A 26,114-nucleotide genomic window follows, 5' to 3' on the forward strand; every position below is an offset into this window, starting at 1 on the left:
TCCCAACTTGGTCTGTGGGTGAGCTGAGGAATGACCTTCGCATGGAGGGCCGGTGTCGTGATCGCCACGGCGACGACCGCTCTGGCCTTCGGAACCGGAACGGCCGTCAGCGTGGACAACATGTTCCCGAACTACGGATGGCAGTGCTACGACGGCACCATGTCCAACGGCACGTTCTGCCAGACGGACAACAACAGCTTCACGGTCTGGAACCAGGGCACTGTGCCCAACAGCGTGAAGACCACCATCCGCAACACGATCACCGCCCAGTACAACCCGACCGATCTCAACGTCAGTTACGCCTCGAAGGGGACCTACACGGGGGGCTCGGAGACCGACCTCGTCAACCAGTCCGGCGCCCTGCCCGCCGACACCATAGGCATCACCTGGTGCGACGACGCGGTGACCACCCTCCGCTGCGACCAGCACTACGTGCGCTACAACTCCAGCACCGCCGAGGTCGGCCCGATCAACGGGTCCGACGTCTGCCACGAGACCGGGCACTCGGTCGGGCTGGCGCACGGGCGCGACTCCAACCCGCGCATCAGCAACACCCACAGCAGCCTGGGCTGCATGTCCACCAACGACGTGTACTCCCTCGGCTCCATGAACCGCACGAACATCAAGAACGTGTACTAGGAGGCCGGGTCATGACGAGCACCAGAGCGAAGAAGACCACCGGAGCGCTGGCCTGCGCGGCCCTCCTCGCCGGCGCCGGCACCTGGATCGCGGTGAGCGCGGCCGACGGCGGCCCCTCGCGGGCCGCGGCGGACTCCGCCCGCCCCTCGAAGATCATGGGTCACGCCAAGGAGAGCCTGCCGTCGCACACCCCGGAGGACTGGGTCTCCTACGGCGACCACGTGGCGGTGGTGCGGGTGACGTCCGAGACCGCGGCCCCCGCGTCCGCCGAGGAGCAGGAGGCCGGCGAGGGCTATCTGAGCCGGGACGTCACGATGGAGGTCACGGACGTCCTGTGGTCGCGGGCGCAGGCTCCGGCGCTGCCCGGCACCGTCACCACCACCGTGGACGGCTGGTCCTTCAAGGGCGATGTCCGCACCCCGATCGCCCGCGAGGGCGCCGCGCGGCTGGAGCCCGGCCACAGCTATGTGATCGCGCTCGCGCGCTTCGGCAACGGCGAGTGGTCGCGCATCGGTACGGGCGCGGCCATGCCGTACGACTCAGCGAAGGTGGGCAAGGGCGAACTGGAGGGGGACGTCATCGACGTGGCGGCGTTCCGGGCCACCGCGTCGGAGGAGGCGGCCTCGATCGCCGACCCGACGGTCGAGGAGCTGACGGCGGGCAAGAGCGCGCAGGCCGTCACCCAGGTCCTCGCCACCGCGGAGCCCGATCCCGTCGCCGAGGACCACTTCGATCTGGACCCGGTGGCCCGGTACGCGAAGGCGGAGGGGGCGGGGAAGGCGCCCACGCCGTACTGCGCCGCCGCCGAACCGTTCGACGCCGCGTCCGGCGGCACCCTGAGCGCCGAGGAGCTGGCCGCCTATCTGGAGGTGCTCGTCCCGTCCGAGACGGGCCCGGTGGCCGCCGACTTCACCGTGATGATCGCCTGGTTCAAGGGCGACACGGCGCTGGAGCAGGAGGCCGGCGCGGCGGCTCCCCGCGTGGCGGAACGCATCAAGGAGCAGTGCGGGTTCACGGTCCGTCCGCTCGTGCCCGACGCGCCCTGACGGCACACCCGCCCGTCCCGGACCGGCTCCGGGGCGGGCGCGGCCCGTGCCGCGGGTCACGGCGGGCACACGTCACCGGGTGGGTGACCAGCGGCGGCCGTCCATGAGGCCGGACAGGCCCGTCCAGGCGAAGTTCATCAGGGTCGAGGCCGCCTCCCGGGCGGTCACGCCCGGGGTCTCGTTGGCCCACTGCGCCAGCGACTCGGCCGCGCCCACCAGTGCCTGAGCCAGGCCCGAGACGTCACGGTCGCCGAACGCGGCGGCCTGGTGGGCGTCCCGGGCGGCCTCGGCGATCAGGCCCGTGACGAAGGCCGCCAGCTCGTCCCGCATGGCGGCCACCTCCGCCGCGAACGGCTCGCCGTGGGTGCGGGCCTGCTGGTGCAGCACCGCCCAGCCGTCCGGGTGTTCGGCGGTGTGCGTGAAGAACGCGGTGAGGCCCGCCCACAGCTGCCGGTCGGCGGGCGCCCCCGGCCCGGCCGCGTCCTCGCCGGCGCCCTCCCCCACCGCCGCGCGCACGGCGGCGACCAGCGCGGCGGCCTCACGGCGGATGCAGGCCGTGAACAGGTCCTCCTTGGAGTTCAGGTAGAGGTACACCAACGGCTTGGACACACCCGCCAGTTCGGCGATCTCGTCCATGGACGCCGCCCGGTACCCGCGCTGCCCGAAGGTGCGGACGGCCGCGTCCAGCATCTGCTGCTCACGCTCGGCCCGCGGCAGGCGTTTCGCCCTCGCCCCCGTGCTCTTCAACGCCCGTCCTCCCGCTCCTCGGTCGTCGGTAAGCCTAAGCCCGGCGCGAGGGCGCGCGGGCGCGTGTGCCGCGCACATGGGCCACCGACACATGCGCCGTTCGCCACCGAAAGTATGCACATCACTCCGGTGAGTGATACCCGCAGGTGCCGGGGGCTGATTCGCTGACATGGTCGCTCTTCGCCAGAACTCCCGATCGGAGTACCTGCATGAGGCTGTCCCTGCGCCGCGCCTGCGTCGCGCTGCTCCTGCTGCTGCCGCTCGCGGCCACCCCCGCCACCGCCGCCGCCCCGCCCGAGCCCGCGCCGCTGCTCACCTCCCCGGCCGCCGTCCCCGGCCAGTACATCGTCACCCTGAAGCCCGGCCCGCACTCGGCGGTCCAGCTGACCCAGCGGGTGGGGGTCACCCCGCTGCACGAGTACGCGCGCGTGCTGCACGGTTTCGCCGCACGGCTGGACGCCTCCCAGCTCGCGGCCGTGCGGTCCTTCCCGGAGGTGGCCGCCGTCGAGCAGGACACGGTCGTCTCCGCGCCCCCGGTGCCCTCCGGGCCCACGGTCCGGGTGCCCGCCGCCAGTTGGGGGCTGGACCGGATCGACCAGCCCTATCTGCCGCTGGACCGGCAGTTCCACGTCAACGGCTCCGGCGCGGGGGCCACCGCGTACGTGCTGGACACCGGCATCGACTACCGGCACCCGGAGTTCGGCGGGCGGGCGGTGCCCGGGTTCGACGCCATGGGCGACGGGCGGGGCGGCCAGGACTGCAACGGGCACGGCACCCATGTGGCGGGCACCGTCGGCGGGGCGACCTTCGGCGTCGCGCGGTCGGTGCGGCTGGTGAGCGTCCGGGTCCTCGGCTGCGACGGCAGGGGCTCGTACGCGGGCATGATCGCCGGCATGGACTGGGTGGCCAGGAACGCGGCCCGGCCCGCCGTCCTCAACGGCTCGCTGGGCGGCCCGCGCAGCGACAGCCTCAACCGGGCGGCCACCGCCCTGTCCGACGGCGGCGTCCTGCCGGTGGTCGCCGCCGGGAACGACTCGGCGGACGCGTGCGGGGTCTCGCCCGCGAGCGCGGCCCGGGTGCTCACCGTCGGGGCCACCGACCATCTGGACCGGGAGACCGACTTCTCCAACTTCGGCCCGTGCCTGGACATCTACGCGCCCGGCGCGGCCATCGTCTCGGCACGGCTCGGCGGCGGCAGCGTCACCCTGAACGGCACGTCCATGGCCAGCCCCCATGTCGCGGGCGTGGCCGCCCTGTACACGGCGCAAAACCCCTCGGCGACGCCCGCGGGGACCTACGGCTGGATCATGGACCAGTCCGTGAAGGACGTCCTCTCGGTGAGCAAGGGCTCCCCCAACCGGCTGCTCCAGACCGGCGGGCTCTGAAGCCCGGACGCGCGGGTGCCCCCGGCCCTGTACGGCAGGGCCGGGGGCACCCGGTCACGCGTCGGCGTCACGCGTCACGCGTCTCGCGACTGCGGCTTACGGCTCAGGCGGTGGCCGGTACGGCCGCCTTCCGTCCGTCCTCCCGCGCGCCGTCACCGGGGGCGGTGGCGTCGTCGTCACCGTCGATCGGCGACGAGGAGGCGGTGTTGTAGGCGTCGAGGTCGAGGATCTTCTCGCGGGCGGCGACGACGACCGGGACGAGCGCCTGGCCGGCGACGTTCGTGGCCGTACGCATCATGTCGAGGATCGGGTCGATCGCCATGAGCAGGCCGACGCCCTCCAGCGGCAGGCCCAGCGTGGACAGGGTCAGGGTCAGCATGACCGTGGCGCCCGTCAGGCCGGCGGTGGCGGCCGAGCCGATCACCGACACGAACGCGATCAGCAGGTAGTCGCCGATGCCGAGCTGGACGTCGAAGATCTGGGCGATGAAGATCGCCGCGAGCGCCGGGTAGATCGCGGCGCAGCCGTCCATCTTGGTCGTGGCGCCGAACGGCACGGCGAAGGAGGTGTACTCCTTCGGCACCCCGAGGCGCTCGGTGACCTTGGCCGTGACCGGCATGGTGCCGACGGAGGAGCGGGAGACGAAGGCCAGCTGGATGGCGGGCCAGGCGCCCTTGAAGAACTGCACCGGGTTGACCTTGGCGACGGTCGCCAGCAGCAGCGGGTACACCCCGAACAGCACCAGCGCGCAGCCGATGTAGACGTCGGCGGTGAAGGTGGCGTACTTGCCGATGAGGTCCCAGCCGTAGTCGGCGATGGCGTAGCCGATGAGGCCGACGGTACCGAGGGGCGCGAGGCGGATGACCCACCACAGGGCCTTCTGGAGCAGCTCCAGCACCGACTGGCTCAGCGTGAGGATCGGCTGGGCCTTGTCGCCGAGCTTCAGGGCGGCGATACCGGCGACGGCGGCCATGAAGACGATCTGGAGGACGTTCAGCTCGGTGAACGGGGTGACGACGTCGGTCGGGATGATGCCGGTGAGGAAGTCCAGCCAGGAGCCCGCGTTCTCCGGCTTCTCGCCGTCCTTCGGGGTGAGGCCGGTGCCGGCGCCCGGGTTGGTCAGCAGGCCGATCGTGAGGCCGATGGCCACCGCGATCAGCGAGGTGATCATGAACCAGAGCAGGGTGCGGGTGGCCAGCCGGGCGGCGTTGTTGACCTTCCGCAGGTTGGTGATGGACACCAGGATGGCGAAGAAGACCAGCGGCGCGACGGCCAGCTTCAGCAGCTGGACGAAGATGTGGCCGATCTGGTCGAGGGTGGTGTGCAGCCACTGCACGTCATACGTGCGGGTGACCCAGCCGAGTACGACGCCGAGGACGAGACCGGCGACGATCTGGGCCCAGAAGGGCACCTTGGGGAGGCGGGGGCTGCGCTTCGCGGGGGCTTCGGTGCTCGCGGACGCGGACACGGACACACTCCAGTGGTACGTATCGGGGAATACGGGACGAGGGGTGCGGCGCACGCGCCTTACGGCGGCGCCGCTGCATGATGCCGGGTCAGACTGCGCGGCAACAGACCGCGGACATACAGCGGCAGAGATCGACATGCAGGCGCGCCACGAGCGGGATGCTCATGGCGTCGTCTCGGAGGCGCACTGCTGTCGTCACGTCGAACACGTTAACACTTGAACTTTGAGAACCTCAAAGCTCTTCTTTGGGGTACGGGTGGGAGACGGGTCCGCCGGCGGGGCCCCGGACGCCAACACCCCCGTGCGAAGCGCGGCTTCGGCACGGGGGTGCGGCAGGGGTGTGGGGCATGTCACTGCACGGTGCTGTCCTCACGGGTGCGGTTGGCCTCCAGGCGGGCCTTGGCGCTGTCCACCTTCTCGACGATCTGCGCGGACATCGCGTCCCGCTGCTTGCGCAGCAGCACGAAGCTGAGGGGCGCCGAGATCACGATGGCCAGGAGCAGCACCCAGAGCAGGTTGGAGTCCCCGAGGCCCCGCGGCAGCGCGCCGACGTACACCAGACCCCACAGGGCGAGGAAGCAGCCCACGAAGACACCGAGACGCATGAGGGTGTACCGGATCGTGGCGCTCGTGCGGGTGGCAGCGGACACGGCGGGACCTTCTTCCTTCGTATTCCTGGGTACGGCGCGGCCGCCCTGGTGCGGCGTTCCTGTCCGACCAGTGAAGCACGTGACGAATCGATCAATTCAGGGGGTGAGCGGCAGATACATGATGATGTCGTCGCGGTCGTCGCCCGGGGCCACGCGGATGGCGTCGGGCACCCGCCCGACCTCCTTGTAGCCGCACGCGGCGTAGAACCGGTCGTTGCCGGTGCCGCCCCGGCAGGTGAGCCGGATGCCCTCGATGCCGTCGAAGCCGCGGACCGCCTCCTCCGTCGCGGCCATCAGGTCGCGCCCGTACCCCCGGCCCTGGTGGCGGGGGTGGACCATCACCGTGTAGAGCCACACCCAGTGCGTCATCAGGCGGTGGGTGTTGTACGTGATGAAGGCCGTGGCGGCGACGGCGCCCTGCTCGTCGCGGCCGACGAGGAGCCGGGTGCGCCCCTCGGACAGGGCGGTGAGGTGCTTGAGCCACTCCGGGCGGATGTCGTCCGGGGTGACGGGCGGGACGAAGCCGACGGAGCCCCCGGCGTTGGTGACGTCCGCCCACAGGGCGAGGACGCCGTCGCGCAGCGCCGGGTCGACCGGCGGGTCCAGTTCGAAGGTCAGCGGCATGCGTACGACGATAAACGGCGCGGCGCGGGGCCCGGGCGGCCGTCCGCGGGCCGGTCACCGGACGCCCGGTGACCGGCCCGGAGCGCGCCCCGGAGCGGCCCGCGCGCCGGGTCAGACGCGCATCGGCTGCGGCGACTCGCGGCGGCCGGCGTCCGGGCCCGGGTACTCGCGGATGATCTCGTACCGGGTGTTGCGCTCCACCGGGCGGAAGCCGGCGTCCCGGATGAGGTCCAGCAGGTCGTCGCGGGTCAGCTTGTTGGGCGTGCCGTAGTTGTCCGCGTCGTGCGTGATCTTGTACTCGACGACCGAGCCGTCCATGTCGTCCGCGCCGTGCTGGAGGGCGAGCTGCGCCGTCTGCACGCCGTGCATCACCCAGAAGACCTTGACGTGCGGGACGTTGTCGAAGAGCAGCCGGGAGACCGCGAACGTCTTCAGCGCCTCCGCGCCGGTGGCCATGGTGGTGCGCGCCTGGAGCCGGTTGCGGACCTTGCCGTCCTGCATGTCCACGAAGTCGTGCTGGTAGCGCAGCGGGATGAAGACCTGGAAGCCGCCGGTCTCGTCCTGCAGCTCGCGCAGCCGCAGCACGTGGTCCACCCGGTGCCGGGGCTCCTCGATGTGCCCGTACAGCATGGTGCAGGGGGTCTTCAGCCCCTTCTCGTGCGCCAGCCGGTGGATCCGGGACCAGTCCTCCCAGTGGGTGCGGTGGTCCACGATGTGCTGGCGGACCTCCCAGTCGAAGATCTCCGCGCCGCCGCCGGTCAGCGACTCCAGGCCGGCCTCGATCAGCTCGTCGAGGATGTCGGAGGCCGACATCCCGGAGATCGTCTCGAAGTGGTGGATCTCGGTGGCGGTGAACGCCTTGAGGGAGACGTTCGGCAGGGCCTTCTTCAGCTCGCTGAGCGACCGCGGGTAGTAGCGCCACGGCAGGTTGGGGTGGAGCCCGTTGACGATGTGCAGCTCGGTGAGGTTCTCCCCCTCCATCGCCTTGGCCAGCCGGACGGCCTCCTCGATGCGCATCGTGTAGGCGTCCTTCTCCCCCGGCTTGCGCTGGAAGGAGCAGTACGCGCACGAGGCGGTGCACACATTGGTCATGTTGAGGTGCCGGTTGACGTTGAAGTGGACCACGTCGCCGTTCTTGCGGGTCCGCACCTCGTGGGCGAGGCCGCCGAGCCACGCCAGGTCGTCGGACGCGTACAGGGCGATGCCGTCCTCGCGGGTCAGCCGCTCACCGGCCCTGACCTTGTCCTCCAGCTCGCGCTTGAGCCCCGCGTCCATGACGCCTCCCATACGTGTGTCAATCGGGCTCCACCACCGTACGCCCCTCACTCCTCGGGGAGGTCGCCGACCCGGTTCTCCCACTTCGTCGACAGCACGATCGTCGTCCGGGTCCGGGAGACACCCTTCGTCCCGGAGAGCCGGCGGATGGTCTTCTCCAGCCCGTCCACGTCGCTCGCCCGGACCTTGAGCATGAAGGAGTCGTCACCGGCGATGAACCAGCAGTCCTCGATCTCGGCGAGGTCCTTCAGGCGCCTGGCCACGTCCTCGTGGTCGGCGGCGTCGGAGAGGGAGATGCCGATCAGCGCGGTGACGCCGAGGCCCAGCGAGGCGGAGTCCACCGTGGCGCGGTAGCCGGTGATGACGCCCGCCGCCTCCAGGCGGTTGATGCGGTCGGTGACGGAGGGCCCGGAGAGCCCGACGAGCCGGCCGAGCTCGGCGTACGAGGCCCTGCCGTTCTCCCGAAGAGCCTGGATGAGCTGCCTATCCACGGCGTCCATAGCCTGAAGCCTTCCATTATTCAGCAACACAGCGCGTTTCATTGTAGAATCAAAGGCGCACAGAGCCAATGCCCTGTGATGTTTCAGATGATCAAAGAAGATCGACGATCCGTCAGGAGATGACACTCACCGTGTACACGATCGAGATGGCCTACGCCCACATGCGCGCGCTCCAGGAGCTGGCCAACCGCTCGCGTGCCCACCAGCCGGCCGCCGCGCACCGGGTCGACCGCGCATCGGCGCCCCGTCCCAGCCACCGCGGCAAGCGCTAGGGCCTGGCGTCCGGATCTTGCTGGGCTCCAGCCTGATCCAGACGACAGACCCTAGTCCCCTCGGGCTTCTCCCAGCTCTCCCTTCCAGCGGCGGTACAGCCGGTGCGGCACGCCCGCGGCGTCCAGCACCCGCCCCGCGACGAAGTCCACCAGGTCCTGGATGTGCGTCGCCCCCGCGTAGAACGCCGGAGAGGCGGGCAGCACCACAGCGCCCGCCTCGTCCAGCGCCACCAGCTGCCTGAGCGTCTGCCCGCTCAGCGGCGTCTCCCGGACCGCGACCACCAGCGGCCGGCGCTCCTTGAGCGTCACGCTCGCCGCCCGCTGCAGCAGGTCCTTCGACAGCCCCAGCGCCACCCCCGCCACGCACGCGGTGGACGCCGGCACGATCAGCATCCCCTTCACCGGGTACGAGCCCGAGGACGGCCCCGCCGCGAGGTCGCCCGCCGCCCAGTGCCGTACGTCCGACACGTCCACGGCGAAGGTGCCGGGCTTGCCGTCCGCCCCGCGCGCCAGCCACGCGGCCAGGTCGTCGCGCCAGTGCGCGTCGCGGAAGGCGATCCCGGTCTCGTCCAGCAGCGTCAGCCGGGACGCCCGGGACACCACCAGGTCCACGCTCTCCCCGGCCGCGAGCAGCGCGCGCAGCACCGCCGCGGCGTACGGGGTCCCCGACGCCCCCGACACCCCGACGACCCACGGACGACGCTGCGTTTCCACCTGCTCCACGCCGCTGAGCCTATCCGGCCGCGCGGACACCTGACCGGCCGGTACGGAACCGGCGGGGCGGCCCGGACGTTTCCGGAGGGAGACGAACCGGAGAGGAACCGGAGGCGAAGGGGGCCCACCATGAGCGGTCCGGGAGGCGGCCCCGCCACGGGTCGCGGCGGCGCCCGGCGGGCCGGGGCCGCCGCCCTGCTGATGCTCGGCTGGGTGGCGCTGCTGTGGCTGCTGGAGGCCGTGGACGCGCTGAGCGGGCACGCCCTCGACCCGTACGGCGTCTCGCCCCGTGAGCCGGCCGAGCTGCGCGACGTGGTCCCGGCGGCCTTCCTGCACTTCGGCTTCGGGCACCTGGCGGCCAACACCGTGCCGCTGCTGGTGTTCGGCTTCCTCGCCGCGCTCGGCGGCATCCGCCGCTTCCTGGGGGTGGCCACGCTGATCGTGGTCGTGGACGGGCTGGGCGTATGGCTCGTCTCGCCCGCGTACAGCGTCACGGCGGGCGCGTCGGGCCTGATCTTCGGCCTGTTCGGCTATCTGCTGGTGCGCGGCTTCGTGGACCGCTCGCCGCTGGACGTCCTCACCGGGCTGCTCGTCGGCGCCGTCTGGGGGAGCACAATCCTGCTGGGCGTGCTGCCCACGCAGTCCGGCGTCAGCTGGCAGGGCCACCTCTTCGGCCTGCTCGCGGGCGTGGCGGCGGCCTTCGTGTTCCGCCGCCGGCGCCGTCCCGCCGTCGGTGAGCCCGGGGCGCTCAGAGTGTGAGGCCCCGCACCAGCAGGTCGGTGAGCGCGCAGACGAACAGGGCGACCCCGATGAAGCCGTTGGTGGTGAAGAAGGCCCGGTTCAGCCGGGACAGGTCGTGCGGGCGCACGATGGTGTGCTCGTAGACGAAGGCGGCGGCGACCACCACCAGACCCGCCCAGAAGAACACGCCCGCCCCGGTGGCCAGCGCGTACCAGACCAGCAGCCCGGTGGTGACGGCGTGGCAGGCGCGGGCGCCGTGCAGGGCGGCCGGGACGCCGAAGCGGGCGGGCACGGACTTCACCCCGTGCGCGCGGTCCGCCCGGACGTCCTGGCAGGCGAAGATCAGGTCGAAGCCGCCGATCCAGACGCCCACGGCGAGCCCCAGGATCACCGCGTCCCAGGACCAGGCTCCGGTCACCGCGAGCCACGCGCCGACCGGCCCGATGGCCTGGGCCAGCCCCAGGATGGCGTGCGGGTAGTTCGTGAACCGCTTGCCGTACGGGTAGACCACCATCGGCACCACGGCGACGGGCGCGAGCACCAGGCACAGCGGGTTCAGCAGGGCGGCGGCCCCCAGGAAGGCGGCCAGCGCGACCAGGGCGCCGGTCCAGGCGGTCCCCACCGACACCGCGCCGGTCACCAGCTCCCGGCCGGCCGTGCGCGGGTTCCGGGCGTCGATCTCCCGGTCGATGATCCGGTTGCAGGCCATGGCGAAGGTCCGCAGGCCCACCATCGCCACGGTCACCAGCAGCAGCTCCAGCCAGTGGACGGTCCGGTCGTCCAGGAACATGGCGGTGAGCGAGGCGATGTACGCGAAGGGCAGCGCGAAGACCGAGTGCTCGATGAGCACCAGGCGCAGGAAGGCGCGGACCCGGCCGCCGTCCGGCTGCGGGACGGCCGAGGCGGCGGACGCGGCGGAGGCGGTCACAGCCCGTACTCCTTCCAGCGGCGGTCGACCAGGGCCGCCGTCGCCGGGTCGGACTCCACCATGTCCGGCCAGCCGCCGTCGCGGGTGTAGCCCTCCTCGGGCCACTTCTTCGTGGCGTCGATGCCCGCCTTGCCGCCCCAGAACTGCTGGTAGGACGCGTGGTCCAGGTGGTCCACCGGTCCCTCGACCACGGTGAGGTCGCGGGCGTAGTCGGTGTTGCCGAGGGCCCGCCAGGACACCTCGTGCATATTGCGGACGTCGCAGTCGGCGTCCACGATCACGATCAGCTTGGTCAGCGACATCATGTGCGCGCCCCAGATGGCGTGCATCACCTTCTGCGCGTGCTTCGGGTACTTCTTGTCGATCGAGACGATCGCGCAGTTGTGGAAGCCGCCGGACTCCGGCAGGTGGTAGTCCACGATGTCCGGCACGATGATCTTGAGCAGGGGGAGGAAGAAGCGTTCCGTCGCCCGGCCCAGCGGGCCGTCCTCCGTCGGCGGGCGGCCCACCACGATCGACTGGAGCAGCGGCCGCTTCCGCATGGTGACGCAGTCGATGGTCAGCGCCGGGAAGGGCTCCTGCGGCGTGTAGAAGCCGGTGTGGTCGCCGAACGGCCCCTCGGGGAGCATCTTCCCCGGCTCCAGCCAGCCCTCCAGCACCACCTCGGCCTGCGCCGGCACCTGGAGCGGCACCGTCTTGCAGTCCACCATCTCGATCCGCCTGCCCTGGAGGAAGCCGGCGAACAGGTACTCGTCGATGTCCTCGGGCAGCGGGGCCGTCGAGGCGTACGTCACGGCCGGCGGCGCGCCGAAGGCGATCGCCACCGGCAGCCGCTCCCCGCGCCGGGCGGCGACCTGGTAGTGGTTGCGGCTGTCCTTGTGGATCTGCCAGTGCATGCCGATGGTGCGCCGGTCGTGGCGCTGGAGGCGGTAGAGCCCGAGGTTGCGGATGCCGTTCTCGGGGTGCTTCGTATGGGTGAGCCCCAGGTTGAAGAACGACCCGCCGTCCTTGGGCCAGGTGAACAGCGCGGGCAGCCGGTCGAGGTCCACGTCGTCACCGGTGAGCACGGTCTCCTGGACGGGCGCGTCCTTGACCTTCTTCGGCGGTACGTGGGTCATCGCGCCGAGCTTGCCGAACGCCTCCCGCACGCCCACGAAGCCGTGCGGCAGCTCCGGCCGCAGCAGGCCGCCGATCTTGGCGCTGATCTCGTCGTAGGACTTCAGCCCGAGCGCCTTGAGCAGCCGGCGGTCGGTGCCGAAGACGTTCATCGCCAGCGGCATCGCCGAGCCCTTGACGTTCTCGAAGAGCAGGGCCGGGCCGCCCGACTTCTGGACCCGGTCGACGATCTCCCCGACCTCCAGGTGCGGATCGACTTCGGCCTTGATGCGCTTGAGGTCGCCTTCGCGCTCCAGGGCCCGGAGCAGCGAGCGGAGATCGTCGTAAGCCATGGGGCCAAGTATGTCCGAACCGTCCCCGCCGCCCGGCGCCGGGGCGGGCGGCTCCCGCCATCGGGTCCCGGGCTCGGTCCCCGGCTGGGCGGGGCGGTCACCGGCTACGCTGGACCGGACACCGGGGCTGACGAAACGCGCCCCGCCCGATGTTCCAGGGGGCTGTCCCAACATGCTCAGGGCACTGCTGTACATCCTGCCGCTGGCGCTGGCGATCTACGCATTCATCGACTGCCTGAACACCCCCGAGGACGAGGTGAAGCACCTCCCCAAGGTGGCCTGGATCTTCATCATCCTGCTCTTCTGGGTGGTCGGGCCGATCGTCTGGCTGGTCGGCGGGAAGCAGCGGGCCGCCTTCGCCGGCGGCGGCCGGGCGCCGCGCGCCCAGTGGGTCGCGCCGGACGACAACCCCGAGTTCCTGAAGTCGCTCCGCGAGGACCGGCCGGCGGCCGGAGGCACGGGCGACGCGCTCCCGGAGGACGAGCCCCCCGCTCACGGTGACGAGAAGCGGCAGGACGGCAAGAAGCAGGACGACAAGGGGCAGGACGGCAAGGGGCGGGACGGCAAGCGCCGCGACGAGCGGCAGCAGGACGGCGAGGGCGGGCCCAAGGAGGTCTGAGCCCCCCGCCTCCCCTCCCCTCGGCTCCCGGGTCCCGAGCCGTACGGCCGGAGCAGCCGCCGCCATCACGACTCCATGACGGTTCTCCCGACCCCTCACGCGGCCAACGGTTCGAAAGTAACCTTGACTTGACGGTGAGTCACGGGGGGTGGCGGTGGACAGGGAGCTGTACGGCCGCGAGGCGGTCCTGGACGACACGGGCCTCGCCGCCCGGCTGACCGGGCTCGCCCCGTACACCTTCGCCGCCACCGGCTACGAGCACGGCGACGACCCGCCCGTCACCGTCGTCACCGGCGGCCGGGGCACCGGCAAGACCGCGCTCCTCAAACAGCTCCGCAACGCCTACCGGGGCGGCACCCCGCTGGCCCTGCTGGACTGCGCCCGGATCGAGCCGCCCCTCGACCACGGGCCCGGATGGAACCCGCTCACCGGCGCCCTCGCCGAGCTGGCCGTCCAGCTCTCCCCCAAGGTCCACGCGGCCCGGCCCGTGGAGTTCCCCCGGCTCGCGCTGGGCCTCGCGGCGGTCGCCGTCACCGGCTGGTCGCAGGAGGACGACGACCTCGCCCGGCGCGACCTCCAGCGCCTGGGGCCGGTCCTGGCGACCGTCGACGAGACCAAGGGCGCGGCGGGCACCTGGATCTCCAAGGTGCTGGCCAAGCTCGCCGCGACGGCCGCCGAGTCCACCGCGCCGCTCGCCGGGCTGCTCGCCGAGGCCACCGTGGAGACCGTCCTCGAAGAGGTCTTCGGCCGCTCCCAGCGCAAGTCCAAGGCGTGGTACGGCGCCTACCGCAACGCGGGCGGGCGCGGCGAGCTGGGGCTGCACCAGCTCGCCGTCGACTTCGAGCAGGGCGGGCGCCGCCGCGCCGAGGCGGAGGGCTTCCTGGTCGGCGCCCTGGTGGAGGACGTGCGCCGGGCGTACACCGGGCTCACCCGGCTCGGCACCCGGCGGGGCCGGCCGCTGATCCTGCTGGACAACGCCCACCTGCCGCTGGGCCGCCGCCTCGTCGAGCCGGTCCTGCGGGACCGCAGCACCGGGCGCCGCGACCAGCTGGTGATCGTCGCCGCGTCCCGGGACGGCGACCACGAGGGGCTGCGCCGGGCGACCCGGGCGCGGTTGCCGGAGGTCGCCCACCGGGCGCCCTGCCCCCGGGGGCCGGACATCACCTCGGGCATCCTCGCCGTGGAGCTGACCCCGCTGAGCGCGGCGCACACCCGGGCGGTGTTCGACCGGTACGACCCGGCGGGGCGCACCCCGGCCGGGCTGTCCCGGGCGGTGCACCGGCTGACCGGGGGCCGCCCGCTGGCGGTGGCGCTGCTGGGGCGGGCGGCCGGCGAGGTGGCGGCGGCGGAGCGCGGCGGGCTGACCCCGGGCGCGCTGCTGGACCTGACGGTGGAGCTGCGCGAGGACACCGCGCCCGTCCCGGTGGCCGGCACCCTGCTGGGCGAGCTGCTGCCGGCGGGGCTGCGCCCGGACGTGGCCGCCGTGCTGGCCGCCGCGCACGACGAGGACACCGCCCGGGTGCTGGCCCGCACCCGGCTGCGGGGCGCGGCGACCGAGGGCGACCTGGCGCTGCTGGTGCGGGACGCGCTGCGGGCGGACGGCTGGCCCGGCGGGCCCGGGCACTTCGTGGCCGACCCGCTGCTGCGGGCCCTGCTGCTGCACCGGCTGCGCTTCCACGATGACGACGCGCCCGCGTACGCCGCCTGGCGCGCCGTCCACGAGACGCTGCACCGCCACCACGGCCCGGCGCCCACGGCGTACCGGCTCCGGCAGGAGCTGGCGCTCGGCCGCACCGAGCCGGCGGTGACCGAGCTGCGGACGGCGTTCCCGGGGCCGGACGTGCTGGGCTGGCTGACGCTGCTGCGGCTGGTCGCCGGCGCCCCGTACCCGCGCGAGCGGAGGCGCACCGGCCCCGATCCGCGCCGGGCGGTGGCGCTCGGCGAGGACCCGGGCGGCCCGCCGCCCGACGGGCTGGACGCCGACGCGGCGGCGCTGCACCTGGGCGTGCGGCGGCTGCTGCACGCGCTGTGGCTGCTCACCGACCCGCTGGCGCTGCCCGACGACGATGTGATCGAGAAGCTGGCGCACGAGCTGCGCCAGCTCTCCGGCCGGCACCTGACCGGCACCAGCCCGCTGTGGGACGCGGCCACCCACTGGCCGAGGGACATCCGTGCCTGGCGGAGCCCGACCGTACCGCCGGGCCGGGAGGACGGAGTCTGAGGTGCCCCACCCCCTGCGCTACCGGGTCTTCTACACCACCCGGCAGAAGATCGTCACCAGTGTGCTCGCGCTGGCGCTGCTGGCCTGGGGCACGGTGTACGCCGTGAACCGGCTGACCACCCCCGAGGACCGCTCCTGCGCCCCCGGCGTCGCCCGCCCGGCCGGCAGCGACGAGTGCGTCGGGGTCAGCGGCGACGGGCACGACTTCGGGGTGCCCGCGCTGGCCGGGGTCGCCCGCGCCATCGACCGGGAGAACGACCGGCTGGAGCCAGGCCGGTACGCCACGGTGGCGCTGCTGCTGCCGCTGACGTCCACCAGCCCCTCCATGCGGACCAAGATCCTGCACGAGGTGCAGGGCGCCTTCGCCCAGCAGTACGAGGCCAACAACCGCTCCAACAACCTGGCGCCCAGGATCCGGCTGGTCCTCGCCAACACCGGCAACGGCAACGCCCACTGGGCGGTCACCGTGGCCGCCCTGAAGACCATGACGGGCGCGCCGCACCACCTGCGCGCGGTGTCCGGGATAGCGACCAGCAGCGCCCCGGTGCGGCAGGCGGTCACCGAGCTGACCGGCGCGGGGATCGCGGTCGTCGGGACCACCATCACCGCCGACGACCTCACCAACGGCCCCGGCCGGGCGCCCTTCCCAGGGCTCGCCCGGGTCTCCCCCACCAACAGCGACGAGGCGCGGGCGCTGGCCAACTTCGGCCGGGTGGACGCGGCGAAGGCGATCCTGGTGCACGACGCCCGCGACGGCGACCACTACACGGACACCCTGAAGCGGGCGTTCAGCGCCCTGCTGGCGAAGTCCCCCTACCAGCCGCAGCTGTTCACCTCGCCGAAGGACCCCAACGCCGAGGGCAGCACCGCCAACACCTTCCAGCAGATCGCCCTGCTGCTGTGCACCACCCGCGCGGACACCGTCTTCTTCGCCGGACGCCACACCCAGCTGCGGCAGTTCGTCAACGCGCTGGGCGCGCGGGGCTGCACGCACCGGCCGTTCACCGTGCTCACCGGCGACGAAGGCTCCTACCTCGGCGCCGACGACCAGCTCGACCGGGACGCCCTGGGCGCCGGGCTGACCGTGCGCTACGCGGCGCTGGCCCACCCGGACGCCTGGCAGGCGGCCCCCGGCCGGCCGGTGCCGAAGGCGGGCGGGTCGCCGGCGGCGTACCAGCGCTTCCGCTCGATGATGGACGCGATCAGCACCCCGGAGGCCGGGCCGGTGGGGCCGGTGGAGCTGTCGGACGGGCAGTCGATCGTGGCGTACGACGCGATGGCGACGGCCGTGCGCGGCATCCGGCGGGCCACGACCGGGGGCGGGCTCCCGGCGCTGGAGGACGTGGGGCTGCAGTGGCCGCAGGTGACGGGCGCGCTGCGGGTGGAGGGCGCGAGCGGCTGGATCTGCCTGGACAACCACGGCAACCCGTACAACAAGGCGGTCCCGGTGGTCGAGCTGACCCGGGACACCCCCCGGTTCGTCCAGATCGCCTGGCCGGACGGGAAGCCCCCGACCGCCGAGTGCCTGCCGCCCCGGAAGAACTAGGCCCTACGACGCGTCGAAGTCCCGGGCCTCGTACTGGTCGCGCAGCTCCTGCCAGCGCGCCCGGGACCAGGACGCCCAGTCGGCCGGGTGGCCGTCGAGGGAGTCCGCCAGGTACAGGAAGTGGTCGTGCCAGCCCGCCAGGCAGTCCAGCCGGAGGTCCTCCGAGCCCCGGAACTCGTGGCTGAATCGCAGCGCGGTCGCCCGTGGTCCGCCGCCCGGCTCCAGGTGGAACCGCATCCGGCCGTACGGCTCGACCGTGTACTCGACGATCCGCTCCACGTCCCAGGCGGTGACCGTGCCGCTCCGCACGGTCGTCGGCGCGGTGTTGAGCCAGCGCAGGACGACCTCGCCGCCCAGCCGGTTCTGCAGCACCTCGGGCTCGGCGAGCCACCCGCGCAGCCCGCCGGGGGTGGTCAGCGCCAGCCAGACGCGCTCCTCCGGGTGCGGAAGCGGGACCACGAACCGCAGGGTGTGGGTGTCGCCGCTGCTCTCGCTGGTGCCGGGCGGGATCTGTTCGGCCATGCCTCCAGCGTCGCGCGGTCCCGCCCCGGCCGCTACCTCACACGCCCGCGTACGAGTGCAGGCTGTTCACGAACATGTTGACGCCGTAGTAGTTGAACAGGAAGCAGGCGAAGGCGATCAGCGCCACGTACGCCGCCTTGCGGCCCTTCCAGCCGGCCGTCGCCCGCGCGTGCAGGTAGGCGGCGTAGGCGACCCAGGTGATGAAGGACCAGACCTCCTTGGCGTCCCAGCCCCAGTAGCGGCCCCACGCGTCACCGGCCCAGATGGCGCCCGCGATGATCGTGAACGTCCACAGCGGGAACACCGCCGCGTTGACGCGGTAGGCGAACTTGTCCAGCGTCGCCGCCGCCGGCAGCCGCTCCAGCACCGACCGGGCGAAGGCGCCCGGCGTCCCGCCGGAGGCGATCTTGTTCTCGTACGAGTCCCGGAAGAGGTACAGCAGCGTGGCGACCGCGCCCAGGTAGAAGACCGCGCCGCAGAAGATCGCGGTGGAGACGTGGATCCACAGCCAGTAGGAGTGCAGCGCCGGGACGAGCTGGTCGCTCTCGGTGTAGAGCCAGGTGGTGGCGACGCCCAGGTCGAGCAGGACGGTGGTGACCAGCGGCAGGCCCAGCCAGCGGACGTTCTTCCGGGCCGCCAGGAAGGCGAGGTACACGCCCGTGGCCACCGTGGAGAAGGTGATCGAGAACTCGTACATGTTGCCCCAGGGGGCCCGCTGCACCGACAGGGCGCGGGTGACCACGCCCGCCGCCTCCACCAGGAAGGCGAGGGTGGTCAGCGACACGGCGATCCGCCCGTACAGGTCGCCCTCGGCGGTGCCGCCGGCCGCGCCGGGCCCGTCCGGCACGTCACGCGCGCCGGACACCGAGCGGGTGACGACCTGCGGCCGGTCCAGGACGGCGGTCCCGCCCTGTGCCGCCCGCACCCGCACCGCGGGCGCCGCCGGGGTGGTCAGCGCCGCCGCCGTACGGCCGACCTTGCTGCGGCTGCCGAGGACCCACTCGGCGATGTGCGCCAGGAAGGCCAGGGTGTAGACGGCCATCGCGGAGTAGATGAGCACATTGCTCATCTCCGCCAGGCTCTCGTTGGACGCGGCGGCGAGATTCACTTCTCAGCCCTTTCATCGGCTTCGTCGGCCTCGGGCGCGGTCGGCGCCACGGTGTGGAGCGTGGCCGCCAGGCCGGCCAGCTCCTCGGGGAGCTTCGCGGACTCGTTCCGCCCGAGCCCCGCCATCTCGACGACGGTCACACCGTCGTCCCCCCGTACGGCCCTGACCCAGACCCGGCGCCGCTGGATGAACAGCGAGCCGGCCAGTCCGGCGATCGCGGCGACCCCCCCGGCGAGGGCGAGGCCGTTGCCGGGCTGCTGGGAGATCTGGAAGCTGGCCCACTCCTTGATGTCCTTCTCGAAGGTGACCGAGCCCGCCCCGCCCGGGAGCGTCATGGTCTCGCCCGGCGCCAGCGTCTGCTTGAAGATCTGGCCGCCGGCGTCCTTGAACGGGGTCATCTTGCTGGTGTCCAGCTGGTACACGTTCTGCGGCAGGCCGCCGTCCACCCGCAGGTCGCCCTGGTACGCGCCGAGGTTGAGCGCGGGCTGGGCGAGGGCGGGGAACTGGCTGAACATCTGGCCCTGGCCCTTGCCCGCGTACGTCGGGACGAAGAACGCCGGGAAGCCGAGCTGGACCTTCTTGCCGTTCTTGTCGCGGTAGCCGTCCATCACCTTGATCACACCGGTGGAGGTGACGTTGTTGTCGATCGGCAGCAGCGGGACCGCGCTCTGGTAGACGACCCGGCCCTTGCCGTCCCGGACGGTGACGACCGGCGCGTACCCGTGGGCGATCAGGTAGACCTTCGAGCCGCCGACCTCCAGCGGCTCGTTGACCCGGATGACCCCGCGCCGGCGCTCGCCGCCGCCCTCGGAGTACGAGACGTCCGCCTCGAAGGTGCGGGGGGTGCCGCGCTGCGGGCCGGACGTCTCGTACGTACCGGTGAACTGGTTCAGCCGGAAACTGAACGGCGCCAGGTCGTCCGTGGAGAACAGCGAGCCGGACCTGAAGTCGTCGTACTGCGTGAGCGTGTTGGCGAAGCCGCCGCCCTCGATGACCAGCTTGCCGCCCTCGGACTTGAACAGCTGGCCGGTGGCGAACGCCACCAGCATCACGATCAGCGCCAGGTGGAAGACCAGGTTGCCGACCTCGCGCAGGTACCCCTTCTCGGACGCCACCGCGTCCCCCGCCGTGTGCGCCCGGAAACGCCGGGCCCTGAGCATCGACAGCGCCGCCTCGCGCACCTCCTCCGGATCGGCCTCGGTGCGCCAGGTGGCGTAGGCCGGCATCCGGGTGAGGTTCCTGGGGGCGGCGGGCGTACGGCCGCGGAGCTGGCCCGCGAACTGCCAGGTGCGCGGGACGATGCAGCCGATCAGGGAGACGAACAGCAGGATGTAGATCGCCGAGAACCACACCGAGCTGTAGACGTCGAACAGCTGGAGCTTGTCGTAGAGCGGCGCCAGGACGTCGTGCCGCTCCTTGAAGGCGCGGACCTTCATGTCGTCGACGTTGTTCTGCGGGATCAGCGAGCCGGGGATCGCGCCGAGCGACAGCAGGAAGAGCAGGATCAGCGCGACCCGCATCGAGGTGAGCTGCCGCCAGAACCAGCGGATCCAGCCGGTGACGCCGAGCGCCGGGCCGCCGCTCGTGGGCAGCTCCTCCTTCGGGGCGGTGGACAGCTGCTCGCCGGCCTCCGCCACGTCCCGCTCGGTCGTTTCTGCCTTGCTCATGGAACTAGATCCCCACCTGGAAGCCTGCGGACCACCCTTGCATCTGCTGCACCAGGGCGTCCCACGCGCCGGTGAGCAGCAGCACCCCGGTCACGATCATCATGCCGCCGCCGACGCGCATCACCCATGTGTAGTGCCGCTTGACCCAGGAGAAGGCGCCCAGCGCCTTGCGGAACGCGACCGCGGCGAGCACGAACGGCACCCCGAGCCCCAGACAGTACGCGAAGGTCAGCAGCGCGCCGCGCCCCGCGCTGGCCTCGTTGGCCGCGAGGGCCTGGACGGAGGCGAGCGTCGGTCCGATGCACGGCGTCCACCCGATGCCGAAGAGCGCGCCCAGTAGCGGCGCCCCGGCGAGACCCGCCGCCGGCCGCCGGTGGAAGCGGAACTCGCGCTGGGTGAACCACGGCATGAGGCCCATGAAGAAGACGCCCATCAGGACCATCAGCACACCGAGGACGGTGGTGAGCGTCTCCCGGTGCGCCTGGAGGGTCCAGCCGAAGTAGCCGAAGAGGGCGCCGCCGGAGACGAACACCGCGGAGAACCCGAGCACGAAGAGGGCCGCGCCGGCCGCCATCCGGCCCCGCCGGGCCTCCGCCAGATCGGCGCCGGTGACGCCGGTCACGTACGAGAGGTAGCCGGGGACCAGGGGCAGGACGCACGGGGAGAAGAAGGAGACCAGCCCGCCCAGCACGGCGACCGGGAGGGCCAGCAGGAGAGCCCCGCTGAAGACCGTCTCGTTGACCATCGGGTCAGTTCCCCGCGGCCTTCGCGGAGCCCTCGTTCAGCACCGGGTCGATCATCTCGCGCAGCCGGGTCTCGTCCAGCGCGGTGAGCGCCCGGGCGGCGATTTTCCCCTCGCGGTCGAGCACCACGGTGGAGGGGATGCCCGTCGGGTTGAGGGTGCCCTTGGGGAAGCCGTAGAGGACGATCTCGCCGTGCGGGTCGAAGAGACTCGGGTAGGGGATCTTGTGGTCCTTCTCGAAGGCGAGCGCGGGCTGCTTGGTGTAGTCCCGGGTGTTGATCCCGACGAACTCCACGCCCTTGCCCTTGAGGTCGGCGGCGACCTTGGCGAAGTGCTTCGCTTCGGCCCGGCAGGGCCCGCACCACGAGCCCCACGCGTTGAGGACGACGACCTTGCCCTTGAGGTCGGCGACGTCCAGCTCGCCGCCCTCCAGGGTGGTGCCCGCGAGCTTGCCGGGTGCTTTGCGCTCGCCCTTGGCGACCGTGGCGACACCGCCGGTGCCGGTGACGAAGTTGGTGTTGCCGCCACCGCCGGACTTGCCGCTGGTGTCGCCGCTGCACGCGGTCAGCGCGAGCGCGACGGCCAGGGCGCCGGCGGTGAGCAGGATGCCTCGGGGGGCGCGGCTGAAGCTCATGTGAAAAGTTTCGCATGGGCGTTTCGGGGATCTTGCGCGCCCCCCTCGGTGACCGTAAGGCCCGATGTCAGGCCGGCTTAAGGAAGGAGTTCCAGCCGCCCGCCGGGGATTGCCCCACCTCCAGGGAGCGGAGCCGGTCGAGGATCTTCGGGTCCTGGACGTCGAGCCAGTCGGTGAACTGCCGGAACGACACCAGGCGTACGTCCTTCTTCCCGGCCATGCCCTTGAGCGCCTCTTCGACGGCGTCCATGTAGATGCCGCCGTTCCACTGCTCGAAGTGGTTGCCGATGTAGAAGGGCGCGCGGTTCGTCTCGTAGGCCCGCTGGAATCCGGCGAGATAGGCCCCGGTGGCCTGCTTCTTCCATTCCGGATAGCGCGACGGCATGCCCTTGGTGGTGTTCTTCGACTGGTTGGCCAGCATGTTGTAGTCCATGGAGAGGACTTCGAAGGACCGGCCCGGGAAGGGGATCGCCTGGAGCGGCAGGTCCCAGATGCCCTGGCGCTTCACGGGCCACTTCTGGTGCCCGCCGGGCGAGCTGGCGTCGTAGCGCCAGCCGAGCTTCTTGGCGGTGGGCAGCAGATTGTCCTGGCCGAGGAGGCAGGGGGTGCGGGCGCCGACCAGTTCCTTGCGGTAGTCGAAGGGCAGCGGGTCGAGGTCGGTCCAGCCGGTGATGGTCTTCCATTCGGTGACGAATTTCACCGCCTGGTCGATCTCGCTCTGCCAGTCGGCCGGGGTCCACTTCTCGACCGAGCCGGAACCGGCGCAGAAATGGCCGTTGAAGTGCGTGCCTATCTCGTGCCCGTCGAGCCACGCCTGGCGGACGTACTTCAGCGTCTGCTTGATGTGGTCGTCGGTGAGATAACCGATGTCGGAGGCGCCGACGCGGTTGTTCGGCGGCCGGTAGAGGCTCTGCTTCGATTCCGGGAGCAGGTAGAGCCCGGAGAGGAAGAAGGTCATCGCCGCGTCGTGATTCCTGGCCAGTTCCAGAAAGCGCGGGAAGAGGCCGTTGCCGACCTCGCCGGCCCCGTCCCAGGAGAAGATCACGAACTGCGGCGGGGTCTCGCCCGGCTCCAGCGGCACCGGCTTGGCGGGCTGGTGGGGCTGCTTGCCGGTGTCGGCGGTGGAGCCGTCCCCGATGGGCCGGCCCTGCACCCGGCCGCCCGGGGCGGTCGGGCCGCCGCTCCCGTTCGTGCCGCCCTTGCCGGGCGTGGCCCCGGCGTCGTCCTTGCCGCCGCCGAGGCCGCACCCGGCGACCCCGATCGCGGCGGCGGCTCCGACTCCCGCTCCCAGCAGGCCCCTTCGAGTGATCCCGGGCATATCGTCCCCATCCGCGCTCGTTCGTTGCCGGACATACGCTCCAAACCGGCACCTGGTGAGAGGGACGGGGCAGAGGGGCGGTTCCAGGGCGGGGGGCACCAATCCGCACGGTGACGGGCCCGTTACGTCACCGGGGCGGGGGCGCCGGGGGTGGGCGCCGGCTTTCGGGGCCGGCGCCCCCGGGCGCGTACGAGCGGGCCTCAGGCCCCGTACGCCTTGGACGCGCCCTTCACCGGCTTCGCGCCCGCCCGCAGGTGCGGCGGGACCAGGTCGCGGGCCGGCTCGCTGTAGCCGACGGACACGATGGTGTCGCCCTGGTACGTGAACGTGGTGAGCGAGGCGAGCGTGCACTGCCGGCGGCGCGGGTCGTGCCACAGCCGCCGCCGCTCCACGAAGCTCCGCACGATCCAGATCGGCAGCTGGTGGCTGACGCACACCGCCTCGTGCCCGCGCGCCGCGTCCCGCGCCGCGCCGAGGGCGCCCATCATGCGGACGACCTGGTCCACGTACGGCTCGCCCCAGGAGGGGCGGAAGGGGTTGGTGAGGTGCCGCCAGTTGGCCGGGCGGCGCAGCGCCCCGTCGCCGACGCCGAAGGTCTTGCCCTCGAAGACGTTGCCCGCCTCGATCAGCCGCTCGTCGGTGGCCAGGTCCAGGGCGTGCGCCTTGGCGATGGGCTCGGCGGTCTCCTGGGCGCGCTCCAGCGGGGAGGCGACGACATGGGTGATGTCCCGCCCGGCCAGGTGCTCGGCGACCCGGTCGGCCATCTGCCGGCCGAGGTCGGAGAGGTGGTAGCCGGCCCGGCGCCCGTAGAGGACGCCGTCGGGGTTGTGCACCTCGCCGTGGCGCATCAGGTGGACGACGGTGATGTCCTTGCCGCTCGTCATGCCGTGGCCTCCGCGGCGGCGCGGGCGGCGGCGGGCAGGGCGGCGGCGATCCGCTCGACGGCCCGCTCGTCGTGGGCGGTGGACACGAACCACGACTCGAAGGCGGACGGCGGCAGGTAGACGCCCTGCGCCAGCATCGCGTGGAAGAACGCGGTGAAGCGGAAGGACTCCTGCTTCCTGGCGTCGTCGTAGTCCGCCACCTCGGCGCCGGTGAAGAAGACGGAGAACATGTTGCTCGCGGTCTGGAGGCGGTGGGCGACGCCCTCCTTGTCCAGCGCGGCGGTCACCAGGGCCTGGATCTCGCGGGAGACGGCGTCGACCTTCTCGTACGCCGCGTCGTCCAGCAGCCGCAGCTGCGCGAGCCCGGCGGCGGTGGCGACCGGGTTCCCGGACAGGGTGCCCGCCTGGTAGACGGGGCCGGCCGGGGCGAGGTGGGCCATCACGTCGGCACGGCCGCCGAAGGCCGCGGCCGGGAAGCCGCCGCCCATGACCTTGCCGAAGGTCATCAGGTCGGGCCGGACGCCGTCGACGCCGTACCAGCCGGCCTTCGACGTACGGAAGCCGGTCATCACCTCGTCGGAGATGTACAGCGCCCCGTTCTCGGCGCACAGGTCCTTGAGCCCCTGGTTGAAGCCGTCCCGCGGCGGGACCACGCCCATGTTGCCCGGGGACGCCTCGGTGATCACGCAGGCGATCTCGCCGGGGTGGGCGGCGAAGGCGGCGCGCACGGCGTCGAGGTCGTTGTACGGCAGGACGACGGTGTCGCCCGCCTGGGCGCCGGTCACGCCCGGGGTGTCGGGCAGGCCGAAGGTGGCGACCCCGGAGCCGGCCGCGGCCAGCAGCGCGTCCACGTGCCCGTGGTAGCAGCCGGCGAACTTCACGACCTTGGCGCGGCCGGTGAAGCCGCGGGCCAGCCGGATCGCCGACATGGTCGCCTCGGTGCCGGACGACACCAGCCGCACCTGCTCGACGGGCTCGATCCGGGCCACGATCTCCTCGGCGAGCGCGACCTCGCCCTCACCGGGCGTACCGAAGGAGGTGCCGCGGGCGACGGCCTCCTGCACGGCGGCGATCACCTCGGGGTGGGAGTGGCCGAGGATCATGGGCCCCCACGAGCAGACGAGGTCGACGTACTCGCGCCCGTCCGCGTCGGTGAGGTACGGACCCGTACCCGACACCATGAACCGGGGCGTACCGCCCACGGCCCGGAAGGCCCGTACGGGAGAGTTCACGCCGCCGGGCGTCACGAGGGACGCGCGGTCGAAAAGCGTCTGTGAGACTGGGGCTTCGTATGAATACGGCACGTTGGTCCTGACCTGCGAGAACGAGTTGACGGCAGCAAGGGGCGGGCACGGCGGCCGGGCCGCGGAGGGGCTCCTCCGTGAACGGCCCGCCGGTCCACGACGTTGTTTACGACGAGAGGCGCCCCTCACGACGAGGCGCCGGACCTCCGGGTCTGCGAAACTGGGGCGTCATAGGGAATGCTCATGGAATCCATGGTGTCAGAGGCCCGGACGTTCTTGCGGACAGGTGTTTCACCGCACGTTCGCGGGGGAGGTCACTGTCACGATGATCGGGTTGCACGGCGGGGGCCGGGCGGCCCGCAAAGCAGTCGGGTGGAGATATGCATCGCGGTGGCGGACTGGGCGAGGGGACCGACGACCTGGGTCCTGAGCCTGCCCGGCGGGGGAAGCACCGGCGCGAGCGGGACAGAACCTCCCTGGGTCCGGTACCGGGCGGAAGCGGAAGCGGGGGTGGCCGGGGCATGGGGGTGACCTACAAGTACTTCGGCGCGCCCAACGGCGCCACCGCCGCGCGCGTGCCGATCTCCATGCGCCCCGAGGAGCTGGGCGGCGACGAGCTGGGCATGGGCGGCATGTTCACCAAGATCAAGCCGGAGACCATAGCCGCGATGGTGCTCACCGGCATCCAGGGCATGCCCCTGCACAAGGTCCCGCCCCTGGAGCTGGTGGTGCTGCACCCCGACTACGCGGTGGTGAAGCTCCCGATGACGGTGGTCGACCCGCTGCGCGGCGTCGGCGAGGAGTCGGTGGGCGCGGCGGCGTTCATCTGGTCCACGGTCCCCGACCGCGGCGGCCCGCGCGACGCGTTCAACGTCTACCAACTGCTCCACGAGTGGCAGGACTTCTCGCACCGCCTGCACGAGGCGGGACACCAGCCGTACTGCCTGGTGTGGCCCTGACGCGGTAGCGGTACGCCGGCGGGGCCGCGTGGCGGGGCCCGGCCGGTCGGTCGGCCGGTTGGTTGTTCGGTGGTTAGTTGGCCGGTGGTCGGTCGGTCCGTCGATCGGTCCGTCGTCACGCGTTGTCCGAATCGCGTTGCCCGGTGTCAGAGGCGTACGCCAGAATCGTCGGGCGTGTGAAAGACCTCGTACGGCAGACGATCCCGCAGGTTC

General features: G+C 72.2%; 26 protein-coding genes. 9 read left to right on the forward strand and 17 right to left on the reverse strand.

Translation table 11 applies throughout. The features are described 5' to 3' along the window. Nucleotides 1-30 precede the first annotated feature (30 nt). Nucleotides 31-639: a hypothetical protein gene (locus ACF08D_RS15600; RefSeq protein WP_392223106.1), complete on the forward strand. Its 609-nt coding sequence runs from the start codon at nucleotides 31-33 to the stop codon at nucleotides 637-639. Between the two features lie 11 nt (nucleotides 640-650). Further along, a complete protein-coding gene (locus ACF08D_RS15605; protein WP_392223107.1) occupies nucleotides 651-1,685 on the forward strand; it encodes a hypothetical protein in 1,035 nt (344 codons plus the stop codon). Nucleotides 1,686-1,757: 72 nt separating this feature from the next. On the opposite strand, the gene ACF08D_RS15610 is transcribed toward ACF08D_RS15605, so the two are convergent. After that, a complete protein-coding gene (locus ACF08D_RS15610; protein WP_392223206.1) occupies nucleotides 1,758-2,375 on the reverse strand; it encodes a TetR/AcrR family transcriptional regulator in 618 nt (205 codons plus the stop codon). Between the two features lie 266 nt (nucleotides 2,376-2,641). Between ACF08D_RS15610 and ACF08D_RS15615 the strand changes: the two genes are divergently transcribed. After that, the gene (locus ACF08D_RS15615) at nucleotides 2,642-3,817 is read left to right on the forward strand and encodes a S8 family peptidase (protein ID WP_392223108.1); all 1,176 of its coding nucleotides are present in this window, start codon (nucleotides 2,642-2,644) and stop codon (nucleotides 3,815-3,817) included. 103 nt (nucleotides 3,818-3,920) lie between these two features. Here the strand turns inward: ACF08D_RS15615 and ACF08D_RS15620 are convergent, their stop codons facing one another. The 5 genes from ACF08D_RS15620 to ACF08D_RS15640 all read right to left on the reverse strand — a co-directional run bounded on the left by ACF08D_RS15620 (nucleotide 3,921) and on the right by ACF08D_RS15640 (nucleotide 8,334). Next, nucleotides 3,921-5,285, reverse strand: coding sequence for a dicarboxylate/amino acid:cation symporter (locus ACF08D_RS15620; RefSeq protein ID WP_392223109.1), 1,365 nt, complete (start codon nucleotides 5,283-5,285; stop codon nucleotides 3,921-3,923). A gap of 350 nt (nucleotides 5,286-5,635) precedes the next feature. After that, entirely contained in the window at nucleotides 5,636-5,890 is a 255-nt protein-coding gene (locus tag ACF08D_RS15625) for a DUF4229 domain-containing protein (protein WP_392223207.1), read from the reverse strand. A 141-nt stretch (nucleotides 5,891-6,031) separates the two neighbouring features. Continuing rightward, the gene (locus tag ACF08D_RS15630; protein WP_392223110.1) at nucleotides 6,032-6,559 is read right to left on the reverse strand and encodes a GNAT family N-acetyltransferase; all 528 of its coding nucleotides are present in this window, start codon (nucleotides 6,557-6,559) and stop codon (nucleotides 6,032-6,034) included. Between the two features lie 111 nt (nucleotides 6,560-6,670). Further along, on the reverse strand, nucleotides 6,671-7,834 hold the full coding sequence (gene mqnE, locus ACF08D_RS15635) for an aminofutalosine synthase MqnE (RefSeq protein WP_392223111.1): 1,164 nt from the start codon (nucleotides 7,832-7,834) through the stop codon (nucleotides 6,671-6,673). Between the two features lie 47 nt (nucleotides 7,835-7,881). Continuing rightward, nucleotides 7,882-8,334 (reverse strand): Lrp/AsnC family transcriptional regulator, encoded by a 453-nt coding sequence (locus ACF08D_RS15640; protein ID WP_392223112.1) that lies wholly within the window; start codon nucleotides 8,332-8,334, stop codon nucleotides 7,882-7,884. Nucleotides 8,335-8,453: 119 nt separating this feature from the next. Between ACF08D_RS15640 and ACF08D_RS15645 the strand changes: the two genes are divergently transcribed. Next, entirely contained in the window at nucleotides 8,454-8,606 is a 153-nt protein-coding gene (locus ACF08D_RS15645) for a hypothetical protein (protein WP_392223113.1), read from the forward strand. Nucleotides 8,607-8,657: 51 nt separating this feature from the next. Here ACF08D_RS15645 and ACF08D_RS15650 read toward each other — a convergent pair whose 3' ends face one another. Next, on the reverse strand, nucleotides 8,658-9,329 hold the full coding sequence (locus ACF08D_RS15650; protein WP_392223114.1) for a UbiX family flavin prenyltransferase: 672 nt from the start codon (nucleotides 9,327-9,329) through the stop codon (nucleotides 8,658-8,660). A gap of 120 nt (nucleotides 9,330-9,449) precedes the next feature. Here ACF08D_RS15650 and ACF08D_RS15655 point away from each other — a divergent pair, with 120 nt between their 5' ends. Beyond that, complete coding sequence (locus tag ACF08D_RS15655) at nucleotides 9,450-10,079, forward strand: rhomboid family intramembrane serine protease (RefSeq protein ID WP_392223115.1); 630 nt, start codon at nucleotides 9,450-9,452, stop codon at nucleotides 10,077-10,079. Here ACF08D_RS15655 and mqnP read toward each other — a convergent pair. Beyond that, the gene (gene mqnP / locus ACF08D_RS15660; RefSeq protein ID WP_392223116.1) at nucleotides 10,069-10,989 is read right to left on the reverse strand and encodes a menaquinone biosynthesis prenyltransferase MqnP; all 921 of its coding nucleotides are present in this window, start codon (nucleotides 10,987-10,989) and stop codon (nucleotides 10,069-10,071) included. The two genes, ACF08D_RS15655 and mqnP, sit on opposite strands and share 11 nt — an antisense overlap. Continuing rightward, nucleotides 10,986-12,437: a menaquinone biosynthesis decarboxylase gene (locus ACF08D_RS15665; RefSeq protein WP_392223117.1), complete on the reverse strand. Its 1,452-nt coding sequence runs from the start codon at nucleotides 12,435-12,437 to the stop codon at nucleotides 10,986-10,988. Before ACF08D_RS15665 ends, mqnP begins: the two co-directional genes overlap by 4 nt. 172 nt (nucleotides 12,438-12,609) lie before the next feature. On the opposite strand from ACF08D_RS15665, the gene ACF08D_RS15670 reads away from it, so the two are divergent. From ACF08D_RS15670 to ACF08D_RS15680, 3 genes are all read left to right on the forward strand, one after another. Then, a complete protein-coding gene (locus ACF08D_RS15670; protein ID WP_392223118.1) occupies nucleotides 12,610-13,056 on the forward strand; it encodes a PLD nuclease N-terminal domain-containing protein in 447 nt (148 codons plus the stop codon). Between the two features lie 154 nt (nucleotides 13,057-13,210). Then, nucleotides 13,211-15,277, forward strand: a complete 2,067-nt coding sequence (locus ACF08D_RS15675) for a hypothetical protein (RefSeq protein WP_392223119.1) — start codon at nucleotides 13,211-13,213, stop codon at nucleotides 15,275-15,277. Nucleotide 15,278: 1 nt separating this feature from the next. Then, entirely contained in the window at nucleotides 15,279-16,823 is a 1,545-nt protein-coding gene (locus tag ACF08D_RS15680) for an ABC transporter substrate-binding protein (RefSeq protein ID WP_392223120.1), read from the forward strand. 3 nt (nucleotides 16,824-16,826) lie between these two features. On the opposite strand, the gene ACF08D_RS15685 is transcribed toward ACF08D_RS15680, so the two are convergent. The 8 genes from ACF08D_RS15685 to hemL form a co-directional block, all read right to left on the reverse strand. After that, nucleotides 16,827-17,345 (reverse strand): SRPBCC domain-containing protein, encoded by a 519-nt coding sequence (locus ACF08D_RS15685; protein WP_392223121.1) that lies wholly within the window; start codon nucleotides 17,343-17,345, stop codon nucleotides 16,827-16,829. A 37-nt stretch (nucleotides 17,346-17,382) separates the two neighbouring features. Beyond that, nucleotides 17,383-18,453: a c-type cytochrome biogenesis protein CcsB gene (gene ccsB, locus ACF08D_RS15690; protein ID WP_392223122.1), complete on the reverse strand. Its 1,071-nt coding sequence runs from the start codon at nucleotides 18,451-18,453 to the stop codon at nucleotides 17,383-17,385. Continuing rightward, a complete protein-coding gene (locus tag ACF08D_RS15695) occupies nucleotides 18,450-20,120 on the reverse strand; it encodes a cytochrome c biogenesis protein ResB (protein ID WP_392223123.1) in 1,671 nt (556 codons plus the stop codon). Before ACF08D_RS15695 ends, ccsB begins: the two co-directional genes overlap by 4 nt. A 4-nt stretch (nucleotides 20,121-20,124) precedes the next feature. Then, nucleotides 20,125-20,865 (reverse strand): cytochrome c biogenesis CcdA family protein, encoded by a 741-nt coding sequence (locus tag ACF08D_RS15700; protein WP_392223124.1) that lies wholly within the window; start codon nucleotides 20,863-20,865, stop codon nucleotides 20,125-20,127. Between the two features lie 4 nt (nucleotides 20,866-20,869). Then, on the reverse strand, nucleotides 20,870-21,496 hold the full coding sequence (locus tag ACF08D_RS15705) for a TlpA family protein disulfide reductase (RefSeq protein ID WP_392223125.1): 627 nt from the start codon (nucleotides 21,494-21,496) through the stop codon (nucleotides 20,870-20,872). Between the two features lie 67 nt (nucleotides 21,497-21,563). Then, complete coding sequence (locus ACF08D_RS15710; protein WP_392223126.1) at nucleotides 21,564-22,814, reverse strand: hypothetical protein; 1,251 nt, start codon at nucleotides 22,812-22,814, stop codon at nucleotides 21,564-21,566. Between the two features lie 200 nt (nucleotides 22,815-23,014). Then, entirely contained in the window at nucleotides 23,015-23,698 is a 684-nt protein-coding gene (locus ACF08D_RS15715) for a histidine phosphatase family protein (RefSeq protein ID WP_392223127.1), read from the reverse strand. Further along, nucleotides 23,695-25,002, reverse strand: a complete 1,308-nt coding sequence (gene hemL / locus ACF08D_RS15720) for a glutamate-1-semialdehyde 2,1-aminomutase (protein WP_392223128.1) — start codon at nucleotides 25,000-25,002, stop codon at nucleotides 23,695-23,697. The genes ACF08D_RS15715 and hemL overlap by 4 nt, the downstream gene beginning before the upstream one ends. A gap of 320 nt (nucleotides 25,003-25,322) precedes the next feature. Here hemL and ACF08D_RS15725 point away from each other — a divergent pair, with 320 nt between their 5' ends. Beyond that, nucleotides 25,323-25,901: a hypothetical protein gene (locus ACF08D_RS15725; protein ID WP_392223129.1), complete on the forward strand. Its 579-nt coding sequence runs from the start codon at nucleotides 25,323-25,325 to the stop codon at nucleotides 25,899-25,901. Nucleotides 25,902-26,114: the final 213 nt, after the last annotated feature.

It is taken from the genome of Streptomyces sp. NPDC015131 (assembly GCF_043079975.1).
Classification (GTDB): domain Bacteria; phylum Actinomycetota; class Actinomycetes; order Streptomycetales; family Streptomycetaceae; genus Streptomyces.

Excerpts from the sequence above, each read along its gene's own strand:
- ACF08D_RS15700 (WP_392223124.1), bottom strand. The coding sequence starts at position 20,865 with ATGGTCAACGAGACGGTCTTCAGCGGGGCTCTCCTGCTGGCCCTCCCG.
- ACF08D_RS15705 (WP_392223125.1), bottom strand. The coding sequence starts at position 21,496 with ATGAGCTTCAGCCGCGCCCCCCGAGGCATCCTGCTCACCGCCGGCGCC.
- ACF08D_RS15715 (WP_392223127.1), bottom strand. The coding sequence starts at position 23,698 with ATGACGAGCGGCAAGGACATCACCGTCGTCCACCTGATGCGCCACGGC.
- ACF08D_RS15605 (WP_392223107.1), top strand. The coding sequence starts at position 651 with ATGACGAGCACCAGAGCGAAGAAGACCACCGGAGCGCTGGCCTGCGCG.
- ACF08D_RS15670 (WP_392223118.1), top strand. The coding sequence starts at position 12,610 with ATGCTCAGGGCACTGCTGTACATCCTGCCGCTGGCGCTGGCGATCTAC.
- ACF08D_RS15725 (WP_392223129.1), top strand. The coding sequence starts at position 25,323 with ATGCATCGCGGTGGCGGACTGGGCGAGGGGACCGACGACCTGGGTCCT.
- ACF08D_RS15640 (WP_392223112.1), bottom strand. The coding sequence starts at position 8,334 with ATGGACGCCGTGGATAGGCAGCTCATCCAGGCTCTTCGGGAGAACGGC.
- ACF08D_RS15695 (WP_392223123.1), bottom strand. The coding sequence starts at position 20,120 with ATGAGCAAGGCAGAAACGACCGAGCGGGACGTGGCGGAGGCCGGCGAG.
- ACF08D_RS15710 (WP_392223126.1), bottom strand. The coding sequence starts at position 22,814 with ATGCCCGGGATCACTCGAAGGGGCCTGCTGGGAGCGGGAGTCGGAGCC.
- ACF08D_RS15625 (WP_392223207.1), bottom strand. The coding sequence starts at position 5,890 with ATGCGTCTCGGTGTCTTCGTGGGCTGCTTCCTCGCCCTGTGGGGTCTG.
- ACF08D_RS15615 (WP_392223108.1), top strand. The coding sequence starts at position 2,642 with ATGAGGCTGTCCCTGCGCCGCGCCTGCGTCGCGCTGCTCCTGCTGCTG.
- mqnE (WP_392223111.1), bottom strand. The coding sequence starts at position 7,834 with ATGGACGCGGGGCTCAAGCGCGAGCTGGAGGACAAGGTCAGGGCCGGT.
- ACF08D_RS15655 (WP_392223115.1), top strand. The coding sequence starts at position 9,450 with ATGAGCGGTCCGGGAGGCGGCCCCGCCACGGGTCGCGGCGGCGCCCGG.
- ACF08D_RS15665 (WP_392223117.1), bottom strand. The coding sequence starts at position 12,437 with ATGGCTTACGACGATCTCCGCTCGCTGCTCCGGGCCCTGGAGCGCGAA.
- ACF08D_RS15610 (WP_392223206.1), bottom strand. The coding sequence starts at position 2,375 with ATGCTGGACGCGGCCGTCCGCACCTTCGGGCAGCGCGGGTACCGGGCG.
- ACF08D_RS15645 (WP_392223113.1), top strand. The coding sequence starts at position 8,454 with ATGACACTCACCGTGTACACGATCGAGATGGCCTACGCCCACATGCGC.
- ACF08D_RS15685 (WP_392223121.1), bottom strand. The coding sequence starts at position 17,345 with ATGGCCGAACAGATCCCGCCCGGCACCAGCGAGAGCAGCGGCGACACC.
- ACF08D_RS15630 (WP_392223110.1), bottom strand. The coding sequence starts at position 6,559 with ATGCCGCTGACCTTCGAACTGGACCCGCCGGTCGACCCGGCGCTGCGC.
- ACF08D_RS15600 (WP_392223106.1), top strand. The coding sequence starts at position 31 with ATGACCTTCGCATGGAGGGCCGGTGTCGTGATCGCCACGGCGACGACC.